Raw genomic sequence first — 15,604 nt, forward strand, 5'->3', positions numbered from 1 at the left:
CCGCCTTCGATCACCGGTGGGTGGCAGCCAGGGCCGAACAACCCTGGCTGCTGCAAGGCGCTCGCCTCTTACTTGAGATGCTGGGCAAAGAACTCCGCCGTGCGGCTGTTGGCCAGTTGGGCGGCATCCGCGTCGAAATGCTCGCCGGCATTGCGCGCGAAGGCGTGGTCGCAGCCTGGATAGACGTGTACCTGTACCGCGGGCTTGCTCTGCAGTGCGGCGATGATCTGCGCACGGGCTTCGGCGCTGACGAAGCTGTCGGCTTCACCCATGTGCATCAGCAGGGCCTGGTCGATGCTGCCGGCTTCGGCCAGATGGCCTTCGATGCCCACGCCGTAGTAAGAAACGGCCGCGTCGACATCGGTGCGCGCGGCGCTGAGGTAAGCCAGCAGGCCGCCCAGGCAATAACCGACCACACCGGCCTTGGTGCCGGCTTGCGGCAGAGCGCGGGCGGCGGCCAGGGTGGCGGCGATGTCTTCGACACCCTTGGCCACATCAAAGCCCTGGTACAGGGCAAAGGCTTTGTCCCACTCGGCCTGGCTTTTGTCGGTCAGGCTGACACCGGGCTCCTGGCGCCAGAACAGGTCTGGGCAAACGGCCAGGTAGCCCTGGGCGGCGAGTTGGCGGCAGGTGGTGCGCATGTCTTCGTTGATGCCGAAGATCTCCTGGATCACCACGATCACCGGTGCGGGATGGGCGGTAGGCTGGGCGACGAAGGCGCTGAACTCGCCATCGGCAGTGGAGATCGTCAGGGTGTTTTGGCTCTCGCTCATGGCAGGCTCCTGGTGAGGTGGGTAGAGGCGGTCGACATTTTTACCGCGTTTTGCGCGCGCTGGCGCGCCATTCGCGGCAAAAAGTCAGCGTTGGTTTATCCGACCGCCATATCGCGTTGCAGTTGCGCTGTGCCAGTGCCTCAGCGCCAGTTCAGGATCGGCCAGCCGGCCTGTTCGGCATGGGCACGCAACGCCGGGTCGGGGTTGACCACATGGGGCTTGTCGACCTGTTGCAGCAGCGGCAGGTCGTTACGCGAGTCGGAGTAGAAGTAGGCGCCGTCCAGGTGTTCGCCTTCGGCCTCGAGCCAGCTGTGCAGGCGCGTAACCTTGCCTTCGCGGTAGGTCAGCACGCCCTGGGTGTGGCCGCTGTAGTAACCGTGCTTTAGCTCCAGGTCGATGGCCAGGACGTCGTCCACCTTCAGCCGCTCGGCGATGGCACTGACCAGAAAGTGCGCGGAGGCGGAGATGATCAGGATACGGTCACCGGCCGCGCGGTGGGTGGCCAGGCAGCGCGTGGCGTCGCTGTAGAACAGCGGTTCGATGACGTCCTCGACATAGGGCTCGACGACAAAGGCGACTTCCTCTTCAGTGCGCCCGACCAGGGGCGACAGGCTGAAGGTCATGTAGTCTTCCATGGCCAGTTTGCCTTCGGCATACAGCGCCATCAGCTCCCGATCGCGACGCAGAAAACTCTCGCCGTCGACCCAGCCGAGCTTGGCCATTTCGGCGCTCCACAGGCTGGCGCAGTCGCCATGAATCAGGGTGTCGTCCAGGTCGAAAATTGCCAGTGCCATCAAGCCACCTCACGAATTGCAGAGGCGTCTATGGTAAGCGCAATCGCCTTCCCGGCGCTGTGCAGGTCGGCTTCCGAGCGGTTCAGTACATCCACTAGCAGCTCCACGCCACGGGCTTCGACGCGGTAGCGGATGACGTTGCCAAGCAGACTGTGGCTGCGAATATGCCCCTCGATTGTGCCCTGTTCGCCGATCTCGATGGCTTCCGGGCGGATCGCCACACGGCTGTTGATCGTGCGCAACAGCAGTTGGCTGGCGCTGTCGGCATCGAGCAGGTTGTAGTTGCCGATAAAGCCGGCCGCGAAGGCGTCGACTGGGGCGGTGTAGAGGGTTTCGGCGTCGCCGCTCTGGACGATACGCCCGGCGTTCATCAGCACGATACGGTCGCTCATCACCAGGGCTTCTTCCTGGTCATGGGTGACGAAGATAGTGGTCAGGCCCAGTTCCTGCTGGATGCTGCGGATCTGCTCGCGCAGGTGCTTACGGATACGCGCATCCAGCGCCGAGAGCGGCTCGTCGAGCAGCAGCAGACGCGGGCGGGTGACCAGCGAGCGGGCCAGGGCCACGCGCTGGCACTGGCCGCCGGAGAGCTGGTGCGGGTAGCGGTCGGCAAAGCTGCCCAGCTCGACCATGTCCAGCGCCTCGCTCACGCGGCGCATGCTGTCGGCGGTGGCGACTTTCTGCATGCGCAGGCCGAAGGCGACGTTCTGCTGCACGGTCATATTGGGGAACAACGCATAGCTCTGGAACACCATGCCGATGCCGCGTTTTTGCGGCGCCAGCGGCACCAGGTCGTCGCCTTCGAGCAGGATCTGCCCACCGTTGACCTCGGTCAGCCCGGCGATGCAGCGCAGCAGGGTGGATTTGCCGCAGCCCGACGGGCCAAGCAGGGTGACGAACTCGCCCTGGGCGATTTCGCAGTTGATGTCGCTGAAGATCGGCGTGGCGCCGTACTGTTTATGCAGGCCGCGGATGCTCAGGTAGCTCATGACTTGTCCTTGTTCAGGCGATTGGCTGCCCAGGTAAAGATCAGCACGAAAAAGAAGTAGGAAATCACCAGGGCGCTGTTGAAGTGGCCGCTGCTGTTTTTCATGTTGTTGAGGTACACCTGCAAGGTCTCGTAGCGGGTGCCGACCAGCATGTTGGCGAACACGAATTCACCGAACAGAAAGCTGAACGAGAGAAACAGCGAGACCATCAGACCCTTGCGCAGGTTCGGTAGCACCACCAGAAAGGCGGCTTTCCAGGTGCTGGCGCCGAGCAGGTGGGCGGCGTCCATCAGGTCGGGCAGGTTGATCGCTTGCAGGTTGTTGGTGATGGCGCGGTACATGAACGGCAGGGCGATGGTGAAGTAGCAGCCGACCAGAATCCACGGCGTGCCAGTCATTGCCAACGGACCCGAACCATAGAGCTGCAGCAGGCCCACCGAGGACACCACTGGCGGTACGGCGAAGGGCAGCAGGATCAGCACGTTCATCAGGCCGTCGAGTTTCGGGAAGTGGTAATGCACCACGAACAGCAGCGGCAGAATCAGCACCACCGACAGCGCCAGCGCGCCAAAGCACACCAGCAGCGATTGGCCGAAGGCGTTGAGAAAACGCGCATCGCCCCAGAGTGCGACATACCACTTGAAGGTCAGGCCATCGGGCAGGATGCTCGCCGACCAACTGGTCGACAGCGAGTAGAGCAGGGTGCCGGCCAGCGGCAGGAGCAGGATTGCGAACAGCAGCCAGACCACGGTGCGGTGGTAAAGCGCTGCTGGCTTGGCCTCAGCGCGCGACATGGTAGCTCCTCTTGAGCAGCAGTTGATGGGCCACGGTGATCACCGCCATCAGGCCGACCAGGATCATCGACAGGGCGCTGGCCAGGTTCGGGTCCAGGGAAATATCCCCCGAGACCAGACCGGCGATACGGATCGGCAGCACGTTGAAGTTGCCGGTGGTCAGGTAGTACACGGTCGCGTAGGCACCCAGGGCGTTGGCCAGCAGGATGACGAAGGTGCCCAGCAGCGCCGGGGTCAATACCGGCAAGCCAATGTAGCGCCAGAACGCCCAGGTGCCGGCGCCGAGCAGCGCTGCCGACTCACGCCAGTCCTCGCGCAGGGCGTCGAAGGCCGGGTACAGCAGGAGCACCCCGAGGGGAATCTGGAAGTAGGTGTAGAGCACGATCAGGCCGTTCTTCGAGTAGAGGTTGAAGCTCTCGATCAGGCCGATCTTGATCAGCAGCAACGTCAGCGCGCCGTTGAAACCGAGCAGGATGATAAAGGCGAACGCCAGGGGCACGCCGCTGAAGTTGCTGGTCATGTTGGAGAAGGCCATGACGAAGTCGCGCAGGCGCGAGTCGACCTGGCGCAGCGAGTAGCTGCCCAGCAAAGCCACGGCCATGCCGATCAGGCTCGACCAGAACGCGATCTCCAGGCTGTGCTTGATCGCCTGCATGTAGAAGCGCGAGCTGAACACCTTGCTGAAATTTGCCAGGCCCCAGCCCTCGGGGCTGTTCAGGCTGTTGATGGTGACCCAGACCAGCGGCGCGACCTGGAAGACGACAAAAAATACGGCGAAGGGTACGAGCCAGAGCAGCGCCAGCCATTTGGCCTTGACGCGCACAGATTTAGCGGTGGAACCTGGATGATTGCTCATGCCAGCAGCTCCCGGCACAGGGGTTTGTCGTGGGCGATGCCCAGCAGCTCGCAGACGGTGCCGCACAACTCGGTTTGCCGGGGCTGCGCCGCCGGATCGAGGCTGAAGGCGTTGCCCAGGACGAACAGCGGGACTTCGCGCTCTTCCGGCAGCAGGCCATTGTGCGAGCGGTCGTTGTTCATGCCGTGGTCGGCGGTGACCAGCACCTGGTAGCCGGCATCGAGCCAGGTCTGCAGGTAGTCAGCCAGGAGGATGTCGGCGCGTCGGGCGCTGTTGCGGTACTGGCTGCTGTCCAGGCCATGCTTGTGGCCGGCATCGTCGATGTTCATCGGGTGCACCAGCAACACATCCGGGGTATGACGCAGGCGCAAGTGCTCGGCATCGGCGAACAGATGCGAGTCGGGGTAATGATCGGCGTAGTAGAAATGCCCGTGCTGGATAGGCAGTTGCGGGTCGTCGGTATGGCGGTCGCGGGCGGCGACGAAGGGCGCGCGGTTATATAACTCGCTGACCCAGTGGTAGGCCGCTGCGGCGGTCACCAGACCGGCGTCGCGGGCGTAGTGGAACAGGCTGCGCTGGTTGGACAGGCGTACGACGTCGTTGTGCACGATGCCGCTGTCGATGGGCGCAACGCCTGTGAGGATGCATTCGTAAAGTGGGCGCGAAAGCGCCGGTAGCTCGCATTCGAGGCGGTACAGCGCGCCACGGCCAGCGCTGCAATACGCCTGCAGATGGCCCATGGCATGCTGGGCAACCGAGTGGGCGAGCCCGTCGAGGACGACGAGGATGACCTTGGAAGGCATGGGAAATCCTGAAGAGCGGATGGAAAAGCTTTACGGCTGAAACCGCCCCCACAGGTGGTGCCTGTGGGGGCGGCGCCTGGCAGTGGCGTAGGGTGGATGACGCTTTTTTCATCCACCATTGCGATCTTGAAAGGGTGGACGGATAGAGCGTCGTCCACCCTACGAGACGACTGCCGGATTACTCCATGTTGATGATCACGTTTTCCTGCCACAGCTGCGGCAGTGCCTTGGACGTGGCTTCCCAGGCGGCGGCATCCTTGATCGGCTGGACCTTGGCGTACTGCGCGTTAGGCAGCAGCTTGGCCTGCACCTCGGCGGGCAGGGTCAGGTGCTCGGCGCGGATCGGCCGGGCATTGCCCTTGGCCAGGTTGATCTGGCCGGCGTCGCTGAGGATGTATTCGCGCGTCAGTTTGGCGGCGTTGGGGTTCTTCGCGTACTTGTTGATGATGGTGCTGTAGCCGGAAATCACCGAACCGTCGGACGGGATCAGCACCTCGAAGCGGCTCGGGTCGATCTGGTCGCGGTAGGACAGGCCGTTGAAGTCCCACACCACACCGACTTCCACTTCACCTTTTTCCAGGGTCTGGATGGTCGGGTTGGCCAGCGACAGGCGACCCTGCTCGGCGATTGCAGCGAAGTAGTTCAGGCCCGGCTGGATGTTCTTCTCGTCACCGCCGTTGGCGATGGCTGCAGCCAGTACACCGTTGACCGCCTGGGCAGCAGCGCTGACGTCACCGATGGCGACGCGGTAGGTGCCTTTCTTCAGGTCGGCCCAGCTGGTGGGGACGTCCTTGACCAGTTGCTTGTTGACGATAAAGGCGATGGAGCCGGTGTAGGCGAGCATCCAGTGGCCGTCGGCATCCTTGGCCCAGTCGGGGATCTGCGACCAGGTGGAGGGCTTGTACGGCTGGGTCACGCCCTGCTGCACGGCGATGGGGCCGAAGGCGGCGCCGACGTCACCGATATCGGCGCTGGCGTTGTCTTTTTCAGCGGCGAACTTGGCGATTTCCTGGGCCGAGCTCATGTCGGTGTCCATGTGCTTGAGGCCGTATTTGTCGGCCAGGTCCTTCCAGGTGTCCTTCCAGTTGGCCCAGCTGTCGGGCATGCCGACGCTGTTCACCGCCCCTTCGGCGCGGGCAGCGGCTTCGAGTGATTTCAAATCCGTATCGGCGGCCATGGCCTGGGTGGCCAGGGCGATGGCCGAGCCCATCAGGGACGCCAGTAGCAGGTGCTTCATGGGGTAACTCCTTTATGTGTGGGTGCGGTTATGGTGTTGGTCTAGATCAGCAAGAACCCCGCCAATCTAAAAGGTATTGATGACATTTTTATGTCGTGAGTCTGCCGCTCGCCTAAAGGGCCAGCCGGCTGCGGGCGCCTGTCTAGCGTAGACCATGGGTTGCAGGCGCATTGGCGGGTGGCTTGTACGCTCGTTACGGCGGTTCTCCGGCATGCCTATTGCTGTCATGCCAGTGTCATCTACGCTGCCTAGAGTCGCGATCAAGCGCGGCCGAGGCCGTTACCCGTCCCACATGCACCATGTTGGACTAGTCCAGTCAGGAAATGCCCCATGCGCGACCCTGCGCCCCGTGCTGTTACCTCCATCTGCCGAGCGTTGGCAGAACAGATCGAACGCGGCCTGCTGACGGCCGGCAGCCAGCTACCGGCCGAGCGCAAGCTCAGTGAGGTGTTCGACACCACCCGCATTACCCTGCGTGAGGCGCTGGGCCAGCTCGAGTCTCAGGGCTTGATCTACCGCGAGGAGCGCCGTGGCTGGTTCGTCTCGCCGGCACGGGTGGCCTACAACCCGCTGGTGCGCACGCACTTTCATGCGATGGTCGCGGAGCAGGGCCGGGTGCCGGCCACGGAGGTGCTCAGTGCCCGGCTGATGCCGGCCAGCGCAGATATTTGCGAGTTGCTGCAATTGCCTGGGTTGTCGAGCGTGTACCAGATCCGCCGCGCGCGTCGTATCGACGGGCGCCTGGTGCTGTATGTCGAGCACTACCTGAACCCGGCGTATTTCCCCGGCATCCTGGCATTCGACCTGACCCGCTCATTGACCGAGCTGTATGCCAGCGAATACGACATCCGCTATGGGCGGGTGCGTTTCGACATGGTGCCAACCGCCTTGCACAACGAGGCGGCGACAGCGCTGAAGGTCGCAGTGGGCGGCCCGGCGCTGCGCATCGTGCGGGTCAACCGCGACCAGCACGGCCGGCTGATCGACTGCGACATGGAGTTCTGGCGCCACGACGCCCTGCATGTGAGCGTCGAGGTGCCGGATTGAGTGGTTCTGTTCAGCGCTCAACCAGTTGGGGGCGCTGGTGAAACGCTAGACGGATCGTTAGATTTATCACCGACTCGATATAAGGAGCCTTATTGATGAGCCTGTCATTATTTCCGTCCCCTTCAATCTCGTACGACCGTGCCCGAGAGCTGTTGATCCAACTGCTCAATCAATGCCAGCGCAAGCTGACCAAGGCTGACTGGCGTCAGGCCTATGAGTGCCTGGAGGCCGTGCAAGAAGATGATGTGATGGACTGGGTAGCGGATACCGCGTTGTATTCCTATCGCGGTCAGCGGCGTGCCATTGATCGTATCCTGACGAAGCTCAATACCAGCGATGAACTGGCTGTACGTCTGAAAGAAGGCTTGAGTACTGCCTGCTTCTCGGCGTTCGAGATCGTGGGTATCGACAGTGATAGTCGGATTTTGCTCAAGGACCTGCTGGACGAAGGTCGCGAGCTTACCCTGGTCGATCATAGCTTGGCCCGTAGTGGCAGCGTTGGGCTGATGTTCGCCGCACGGCTGATCGATCTTGGCCCCTGGCATATGGGCCTGGGTATCGTCTTGGAACTGAGTAAGAGTGAAGCCGTAGCCCTGGGCTTGCTGTTGCGCAAGGATGATCGAGACGGTCTGCATGAGTTGATCTACCACTGCGAGCTGCATGGCATCGACCTGGTCGTTGCGCTGACACTGCCGGTGCTTGAAGAGCTCTGCGAGCAGTTCGACCAATCACCTCAGTCGGCCGCGCAAATGCTGCAGGCCCTGCGTGGTCAGACTGGGCCGCAGGGCGCATGGACGCTCTTTGAGCCTGAGAACTGATGGCGGCCGCCGCGAAACGCTATGGGTAATGTGGGCCGTACACAGGCTACACGGGCAGACTGTCGAGTGCCTGTTGCAGCCAGCCAAAGCGCACATGTTCCTGTTCGAGACGCAGCCGTTCCCCCAGATGATCGTCGCGCAGTTCGCGGTACAGCATTTGCTCGGCGTTGGTCAAACGGCCGAGGTTGGCGCTGCAGCGCTTGTCGGCCGGTTCCTGGCCCCAGAGCACCTGGTGTTCCAGCAGGGTATCGCGATCCATCAGCAGCGATTTGGCCTGGGGTAGATGGGCGCGTAAGCGGTCGAGAATGGCGAAACCGTGGGTGTCGATATCGCCCCAGTAATGCAGCGGTTGCCTGTGCAGCCAGGGGATCTCGCCCAGGCGCTCCAGGGCATAGCCCTGACCGAGAATCACCAGCGCCCGTTCATGGGCGGGAAAGGCCAGGGCATTGGTCTCGTTCTCGGTCACGAACACCCGCTCAAGGTCCAGCTCAAGCTGGGCGATCTGCTCGACTGGTGCGCTAAGGTCACTCAGGCCGTTGATATATAGCCGTGGGTCGAGGATGCGCAGGCGCACCAGTAGTGGTTTATCGCGCAGTCCATAGCGCCGGGAAAAGCCGCGCACGCCGCGCGCCTCGGCATCCAGCGCCTCGGCCTGCAACACCCGGTCAAGCAACTCGCCGAGTAAACCGCGGCGCTGCTCGATAAATTTGCTGTCCACCCCGGCAATATCCAACTGGCGCAGATAGAGACCCGAATGCGGATGCGCACGGAACCAGTCCAGCACCGCCATGACCTTGCTCCAGTGCTCGGCCTGCTCCAGCGCGCGCAATGGATGGCGCGTCAGCCAGTCGTGCAACTCGGGGAAGCCGGCCAGGGTCTGCCGGCACAACTGGGCGAAGCGTTCGGCTTCGCGGCGTTTGCCGAGCATCGCCAGGGCGGCGTCCAGGCTGTCGAGGTGCGCGCCAGCCGGCACCTGATTGCGGCCGAGTTGGCGGTGGTTGATCGTCTGCCAGTCGAGTTGGTAATGGCCTGCGCCGGCCTGTAACTGGCGAATCCACTGGCGCACCTCGTCGAAACGCTCGGCCAATGCTTTAGTGTCCGGGCGTTTGAGGCGCAGGGCCAGGGGGAACAGCGGCTCGCCGTGCAACTGTGCACGCAGCAATACGCCCTGATCCCACAGGCGTTGTACTTGGGTGCGCAGGTCGGTGGGGGTGGTCCAGGATGTCACGTTTATCTCTGTGCAGAGGTAGAGATGTCGTTTCGCGTAGGCGTCACGGCAGCTTGTGGTTGCTGAGTGCGCTTCATGAAAATCTTTGCGCGAGTGAATCCCAAATGGCTGGGTGTTGAGCACTGAAGTTATTGAAAGGTGGGGTTCGTTTGCCTATTTCAGAAAAGCACCAGCCAAGTAAGCCGTGGTCATCCGCCTCCGTCAATTGAAGTGCCAAGCGTTGTTCGTTTGGTGCGGGTGTCGAGTCCACAATTACTTTGGCCAGTCGGCGAAAGGTTCGTTTGTAACCTTCGGTCATGGCTTCCCGGCGATCGAGTTGCAACGCTTTTACTGTTTCGTTACCTCGTCTCGACCAATCATTTGCAGCAACATCGAAACGTGCCGTGACGTTTCCCGTGGCCGGGTCGAAGTCGAGGAAATTCCAGGGATTTTCGGCTGTTGGGTCGATCAGCAGCGGCTGAGCGTTCTCCATAGGGAAGCGTTCACCTTTGAAACGTCCGCATTCTGTGCAGCAAAGCAACAAATTGGGCCAGCAGAACATTTGTTCGGGATAGGCGGCTTTGGGCCAGAAATGCTCGATGTCGGTACCGTGAGAGTCACTACAGTACATGCAACGCTCACGGTCACCGGCCATATTTTTTAGTGTGCTGAGCACTTTGCCGATATACAGCGTGTTTCGTGCATTCTTCCAAAACGCATCGACTTGCAGACTGTCTTCTGCTCTGCGGCGATTTGTTTCTTGTTGCTTTTTATCCAAAGCCTTTTGCGTTTTTGTAGGCAGGCCTAGCCGCGCAACCTTGCGCATGGATTAGAGCTCCTCGTCGGCGTCGACAAATAGGTGTAACTGTGTTTCGACCTGCTCTTCTTCCTTGGTCAACTTGGCTCCTGCATGCTTTTTCGCTTGCAGTTTAGATAGTGTGGCACGCGCCTCGACAGCCTTGGGTGAGCGGGTGTTTTGCAGTCCAAAGGCGGCCGTGAGCAAGATGGTATCTGGCCGCGAGGCGATGATTTTTTGATACTCCGCTTGGCTCAACGCTCTTGGCTGTTCCGCACCACCTGGTTCTGGTAGTACAAATAGCCCATTGGGGTCTGCCGCTTGACAGATGATGGGGCTGTGAGTGGTGACCAAGAACTGGATATTGGGGAAGTGATTTTTTAACCAGAAGCCGATTTCGCGTTGCCATTCGGGATGCAAATGGGCATCGATCTCGTCGATCAGTACGACGCCGCTGCGGGTGATACTGGTTTTTCCGTTGCTATCCTGAATTGCCAAGCCTTCAATGCCGTAGTTATTAATCAAATGGCGCAAGATGTCTGCTAAAAGTGCAAGCGCGGCACGATAACCATCACTCATTTCATGCCAGGATAGTTGTACGCCATTGCGGTCTTTCAACCAAAGGCCATCGGAGTCTACGCGGTCAATGGTGATTTCGTTGGGCATCAAGTCATCACGAAGAATATTCAGAAGCAACTCAAGCTGGAGGCGTTCGGGCTCCTTGCCTTCAAAAACCTTATGTTTGAGATTGCGCAGCCATTGATCGACCTCGGCCAGTGAGGCAGCTTCTTGAAACATGGTGACGAAACGCTCGGTTGCAGGTGCAACCATTTGCCGTGCGGCTTCGGGAGATGCTCCAAACACCCGTCGGAAAGGGCCATAGCCACAGGCAAACCAACCCTTGGCCTCTGTCGCCCAAATACTTCGGTCGGGAGTTGAATAGGTTTTTGGTTTTTTCGGTGGAGTGACCGATGCCAGCGACGGCTCCTTGTCACCTTCGGTTAATACTAACTTGAGAGGGAAGTGTGCAGGCCCGGTTCTTCCCGCGCTGACGAAAGCATCATCATCGGAGCAGGGCATGACCTCAAGTTGAATGGAGGCCTCCTGGTTATGAGCGCCGTCACGCCGCCACGCTCTAAAGCTGGGTTGGAGTGAGCGCGCAATATCACGCCCCACCAGGCCTATGGCTATTGCCTTCAACAAGGTACTTTTTCCAGAGCCATTGTCGCCGGTAAATACCGTCCAGCCAGCATAGGTTCCGTCAGGGCGCTTCAGATCGAATTCGAGGTCATCGAATCCTCTGATATTTTTCAGCTTGATCTGATCTATGTACATTGAGCTTTCCCTGATTTTTTCTGTGGCTACACGCGATAAATCGCATGGTCCCGACCTATTTTATGCATTAGAGCAGCTCACGGCACCTAGGTGAAGGTTGCTGATGTTTCTGCCGTAATCGATCCGCCAGTTGAGCTGGCATTGTTTTAGTGTCGCTGAGAATGTTCAGTTCTCGCTCTTGCGCTCTTCCTTCTCCCGCCGATACGCCTCGATGCTCAGGCAGCGCAGCATCGACTCACGGCCCTGTTCGTTGTGTACGAAGCCGACGCTGGCGACGTAGGGTTCTATGATGTGGATCTTCTGCAGTGGGGTGACGATCAGCAGTTGCAGGTTGAGCTTCTTGAACAGCTCCAGGCCGTAGCGGGCGGATTCGTCGGAGCCGCGGCCGAAGGCTTCGTCGATGACCACAAAGCGGAACGAGCGCGAGCGGGTCGCACCCCATTCCAGGCCGAACTGGTAGGCCAGGCTGGCGGCCAGCACGGTGTAGGCGAGTTTCTCCTTCTGCCCGCCGGATTTGCCGCCCGAGTCGCTGTAGTGCTCGTGCTCGCTGTTGTCCTCGCGCCAGCGCTCGGAGGCGGAGAAAACGAACCAGTTGCGTACGTCGCAGACCTTGGCGGTCCAGCGCTTGTCCAGGTCGCTGGAGCCCTCGCGGCCGCGAAAGCGTTCGATGATCCGGCGCACTTCGAGGAACTTGCTCTCGGCATACTGCTCGTCTTCGCTGCCGCTCAGGCTGCCTTCGGTGCAGGCTCGCAGGTTGTTGCGGAATTCGTTGATCTCCGGGTCGCTGCTGTTTTCCGCTTCCAGTTGGATCAGGCGGCCGGGGTTGTAATCGATCTCGCGCAACGACAGGTTGATGCTGTCGATGCGCTCACGGATGTCATGCTGCTCGCGGCCCAGCTGGTTCTGGAAGTTGGCCACCTCGCGGATGGTGTTCTCGTTGAGCAGGGCCTTGAAGCGCTGTTCGTACTGCGGCAGGCCGTCCTGTTCCAGGCTGTCGAGCATGGCGCGGTAGTCCCCGGCAGCCGCCACGCTGGCGTCCACTTCGCGGGTCTCCATGGGGTAGGCGTTGCGGTAGTCGCTCATGGCCTGGGTGATTTTCTCGACCAGACGCTTGAGCTTTTTGTCCTCGGCGTCGTAGCGTGCCTGCAACCACTTGCGCATCTCTGTTTCGCGGTTATCGCAGGCTTCCACCGTCAGTGTGTGTTCGCCCAGGGCGGCGTCGCGCAGTGACTCGAGCTGGGTGAAAAGGGTGTGCTGGCTGAGTTCGGCGGCGTCCAGGCGCTGTTGGCATTCGTCGAGCTGGGTCTGGGCGGTTTCGCGTTTCTGCTCGCAGCGGGCCAGCTCGCGATTCTTCTCGTCGTACTGTTCCAGCCATTGCCTCAGTTCGCTCTCCAGGGCGCGTAACTGCTGTTGCAGGGCGCGCAGGGTGTCGGACTCGGCCTCCAGTTGGCGACGTTCCTGTTCCAGGCGCTCGATCTCCAGCAGCAGCGGGCGCCAGTCGAGCTCTTGGAAGTGCTGGAAGGTGGAGAGTTTGTCGAGGTTGCCGATGCGGCTGTCGAGGGCTTTCTGTTCGCTCTGCAGGCGGGCGATTTCGGCACCTATGCCCTGCAAGCGGTGTTGCAGATCGTCAGCCTGTTTCTCCAGGGCGGCAATCTTATCCTGGTTGCTCCAGCCGAGTACGTAGCGGCTGCGATCATCAAGGCGCGAACGGTCGTCCTTCTCGTGGCGTTCCTGGCCGGCCTTGATCTGGCCGTTACGGCTGACGGCCTTGTCTTCCCGGCGAAACTGCTCCAGGGAGGCGCAGCAGGCGTAGTCGAAGCGCCGCGCCAGTTCACCTTCAAGCCAGTCGTAGAAGGCGGAGTCAGGACGCACCGCGAGTTTGCGCACCAGTGAATCGGGGTGGAGCTCGGGCAGGCCTTGGGCGCGGCGCTGGCGCACGCGGAAATACACCAGGCGCTGGCCCAGGTGGGTGTCTTCCACCCATTGCGCGACTTGGGCGTAATGGCTGTCGGGCACCAGCAGTGACAGGCCGAAGTTGTGCAGCAGGCGTTCGGCCACGCCCTGCCAGTCGCGCGCATCCTCATGCACCTGGATCAGCTCGCCGGCGAATGGCAGGTCGTCTTCGTTCAGCCCCAAGGCCGCGCACAGGCGCTGGCGGATCTCCAGCATGCGCGCCGGAATATTCGAGCGGCGGCCGCGCAGCGATTCCAATTCTTCGAGCAGTTCCTGATGCTGTTGGCGCAAGCTGTGGAACTGCACCGAGCTTTCGGTCTCGCTGTTCTTGGCTTGATCGCGTGCCTGCAGGCTGTCTTCGCGCGTGCCCGCAAGCGCCTGCAGATTGGCCAGAAAGGGCTCAGCCGACAGCGCTTGTGGCAGCTCCAGGGCGCGGGCCAGGGCATCGTATTGCTCGGCGCGACCCTTGCGGCGCTGCTGCTCGGCGCTCTTGGTGTGGATCTCGGTCTTGATCGCCGCCAGACGGTCGCCGCCGTTCTGGGCGATAGCGCGGTTCAGCTCGTCGCGCCGAGCCTGGCCCTGTTCGCGGCGCTCGCTCAGGCTACGGCGTTGTTCGCTGAGGCGCGCCGCATCCTGCTCCAGGTTATGCAGGCGTTTGCCCAGCAGCTCACCCTTGAGCTGGGCGAACCAGGGCGACAGCGCTTCGCGGCACGCGGTGAGGTGTTCGGCTTCGCCGACAACGCTGGCATGGCGCTGGCAGTCTTCGCTCAGCGGGCGCAGCCGGGCTATCTGGTCCTTGGCCTTGAGTACCGCTTCGTGGGCGCGGTTGAGGTCGTCGAAGTGGCTGATCAGGGCACCAATGCGCGCCTGCATGGGTAGCTCTTCAAGCATGTGTTCGCGCACGAAGTCGGTGAGGTTGCCCACCGATTTCATCGATACGGTCTGGGCGAAAAGTTCCAGAGCCTGCTCGTTGTCGATGCCGAAGCGCCGGCGAAATGCTGCGCCGTAGGCGGGAAAGCTTTCTTCCAGGGTCACATTGGGCCGTTCGCGCAGGCGCTTGCGCAGGGCGTTGAGGTCGCTGCCGAAGTTGGCAAAGTGTTCGGTGATCGACAGCGCACAATCTGCCACCAGGTAGAAGCGTGCTGGCTGGCCGCGGCTCTCGGTCAGCCAGAAGACCTGGGCCAGGGTTATGTGTTGATCGAAACCCTCGTTGTAGAAGTGGCCGAGGATCACTGAATAGCTGTTGTGGTCGCGCAGCGCCACGGGCTTAGCACTGAGACCGCTGTCACTGCGCTCGGATTTGTAGTGGCCCAACACGTAGGAGCGCAGGCTGCGTTCCTTGGCCTCGGCGCCTGCGGCCTTGTTGTAGGCGATCTTGTGCGCGGGCACCAGCAGGGTGGTGACAGCATCCACCAGAGTGGATTTGCCGGAGCCGATATCGCCGGTCAGCAGGGTATTGTCGCCGCCGGCAGGGAGGCGCCAAACACGCTGATGGAAGGTGCCCCAGTTGTACACCTCGAAGGAATGCAGGCGGAAGCCGGCACGCTCGTCACTGCTGGCAAAGTCCAGCAATTGCAGGTTTTGAGGGGTGTTCATGGTGTCTCCAGCTCATCGCCACTGGCGGTGGCACCGCTTTGTTCGGCATAGCTGCGCAAGTGCTGCTCGAATTCGCCTAGCCATTGGGCGTCGATATAGGCCTTGAGGATACGGCGCACCTCGAACTGCTCATCCTTGCCGCGTAGGTGGCGCAGGAAGCCCAGCTCGACCACCTTGGCGATGTGCGCGTCGATGCGGTCGACCAGCTTGGCCTCGTTGCTGCCCTCGGCGAGAAACAGGCGCAGCAGGTCGGCGATCTGTTCACGGGAAAGAATCAGGCGGGTGTCACCGCTGCCGGCGTCGAACTCGGCCAGGCGCTTGCGCAGCAGCGCCAGTAGCAGGCTGACCGGGTAGCTCAACTGGCGACGGGCAATCAGCCGTGGCAGGGAGGTCTCGCTGCCATCGTCCTGGCTTTGTCGCAGGTAGGCGTAGCCTTCGGCCTCGTCGAGAATCAACTGCAGGCCGAGCACGTTCAGGTAATCGCGCACCTGGTTCTGCACGCTGAGCAGGTCTTGCCACAGAGGCGGCGCGTCCTCCTGATAAAGCACACCCTTGAACAGGGCGATTAGCGGCAGGGAGAGGGCAGATTCCGGAATCTCAGACATG

Annotated in this window: 14 protein-coding genes; 2 read left to right on the forward strand and 12 right to left on the reverse strand. The window is 61.4% G+C overall.

The genetic code is table 11. The features are described from left to right. Positions 1–68 precede the first annotated feature (68 nt). From BMW49_RS00835 to BMW49_RS00865, 7 genes are all read right to left on the reverse strand, one after another. The gene (locus BMW49_RS00835; protein ID WP_069517003.1) at positions 69–773 is read right to left on the reverse strand and encodes a dienelactone hydrolase family protein; all 705 of its coding nucleotides are present in this window, start codon (positions 771–773) and stop codon (positions 69–71) included. A 140-nt stretch (positions 774–913) separates the two neighbouring features. Continuing rightward, positions 914–1,567 carry an HAD family hydrolase gene (locus tag BMW49_RS00840; RefSeq protein ID WP_069517002.1) on the reverse strand — a complete coding sequence of 218 codons (654 nt, stop codon included), beginning with the start codon at positions 1,565–1,567 and terminating at the stop codon, positions 914–916. Continuing rightward, positions 1,567–2,556: an ABC transporter ATP-binding protein gene (locus BMW49_RS00845; protein ID WP_069517001.1), complete on the reverse strand. Its 990-nt coding sequence runs from the start codon at positions 2,554–2,556 to the stop codon at positions 1,567–1,569. Before BMW49_RS00845 ends, BMW49_RS00840 begins: the two co-directional genes overlap by 1 nt. Beyond that, a complete protein-coding gene (locus tag BMW49_RS00850; RefSeq protein WP_069517000.1) occupies positions 2,553–3,350 on the reverse strand; it encodes an ABC transporter permease in 798 nt (265 codons plus the stop codon). Before BMW49_RS00850 ends, BMW49_RS00845 begins: the two co-directional genes overlap by 4 nt. Next, positions 3,337–4,206 (reverse strand): ABC transporter permease, encoded by an 870-nt coding sequence (locus BMW49_RS00855; protein WP_069516999.1) that lies wholly within the window; start codon positions 4,204–4,206, stop codon positions 3,337–3,339. Before BMW49_RS00855 ends, BMW49_RS00850 begins: the two co-directional genes overlap by 14 nt. After that, positions 4,203–5,009, reverse strand: coding sequence for an alkaline phosphatase family protein (locus tag BMW49_RS00860; RefSeq protein ID WP_069516998.1), 807 nt, complete (start codon positions 5,007–5,009; stop codon positions 4,203–4,205). The genes BMW49_RS00855 and BMW49_RS00860 overlap by 4 nt, the downstream gene beginning before the upstream one ends. Before the next feature lie 178 nt (positions 5,010–5,187). Beyond that, on the reverse strand, positions 5,188–6,246 hold the full coding sequence (locus BMW49_RS00865) for an ABC transporter substrate-binding protein (protein WP_069516997.1): 1,059 nt from the start codon (positions 6,244–6,246) through the stop codon (positions 5,188–5,190). Positions 6,247–6,576: 330 nt separating this feature from the next. On the opposite strand from BMW49_RS00865, the gene BMW49_RS00870 reads away from it, so the two are divergent. After that, on the forward strand, positions 6,577–7,293 hold the full coding sequence (locus BMW49_RS00870) for a UTRA domain-containing protein (protein ID WP_069516996.1): 717 nt from the start codon (positions 6,577–6,579) through the stop codon (positions 7,291–7,293). A 95-nt stretch (positions 7,294–7,388) separates the two neighbouring features. After that, positions 7,389–8,111, forward strand: coding sequence for a DUF7986 domain-containing protein (locus BMW49_RS00875; RefSeq protein ID WP_069516995.1), 723 nt, complete (start codon positions 7,389–7,391; stop codon positions 8,109–8,111). A 46-nt stretch (positions 8,112–8,157) separates the two neighbouring features. On the opposite strand, the gene BMW49_RS00880 is transcribed toward BMW49_RS00875, so the two are convergent. The 5 genes from BMW49_RS00880 to BMW49_RS00895 form a co-directional block, all read right to left on the reverse strand. Next, the gene (locus BMW49_RS00880; RefSeq protein ID WP_069516994.1) at positions 8,158–9,339 is read right to left on the reverse strand and encodes a DUF3322 domain-containing protein; all 1,182 of its coding nucleotides are present in this window, start codon (positions 9,337–9,339) and stop codon (positions 8,158–8,160) included. 73 nt (positions 9,340–9,412) lie between these two features. Next, positions 9,413–10,144: an HNH endonuclease family protein gene (locus tag BMW49_RS24405; protein WP_139133796.1), complete on the reverse strand. Its 732-nt coding sequence runs from the start codon at positions 10,142–10,144 to the stop codon at positions 9,413–9,415. A gap of 3 nt (positions 10,145–10,147) precedes the next feature. Next, positions 10,148–11,449 carry an AAA family ATPase gene (locus BMW49_RS00885; protein WP_069516993.1) on the reverse strand — a complete coding sequence of 434 codons (1,302 nt, stop codon included), beginning with the start codon at positions 11,447–11,449 and terminating at the stop codon, positions 10,148–10,150. Positions 11,450–11,614: 165 nt separating this feature from the next. Continuing rightward, positions 11,615–14,998, reverse strand: a complete 3,384-nt coding sequence (locus BMW49_RS00890) for an ATP-binding protein (RefSeq protein ID WP_069516992.1) — start codon at positions 14,996–14,998, stop codon at positions 11,615–11,617. Next, positions 14,995–15,603, reverse strand: coding sequence for a DUF4194 domain-containing protein (locus tag BMW49_RS00895; RefSeq protein WP_069516991.1), 609 nt, complete (start codon positions 15,601–15,603; stop codon positions 14,995–14,997). The genes BMW49_RS00890 and BMW49_RS00895 overlap by 4 nt, the downstream gene beginning before the upstream one ends. Position 15,604 lies beyond the last annotated feature (1 nt).

The sequence above is a fragment of the Pseudomonas cuatrocienegasensis genome (assembly GCF_900110925.1).
Classification (GTDB): Bacteria; Pseudomonadota; Gammaproteobacteria; order Pseudomonadales; family Pseudomonadaceae; genus Aquipseudomonas; species Aquipseudomonas cuatrocienegasensis.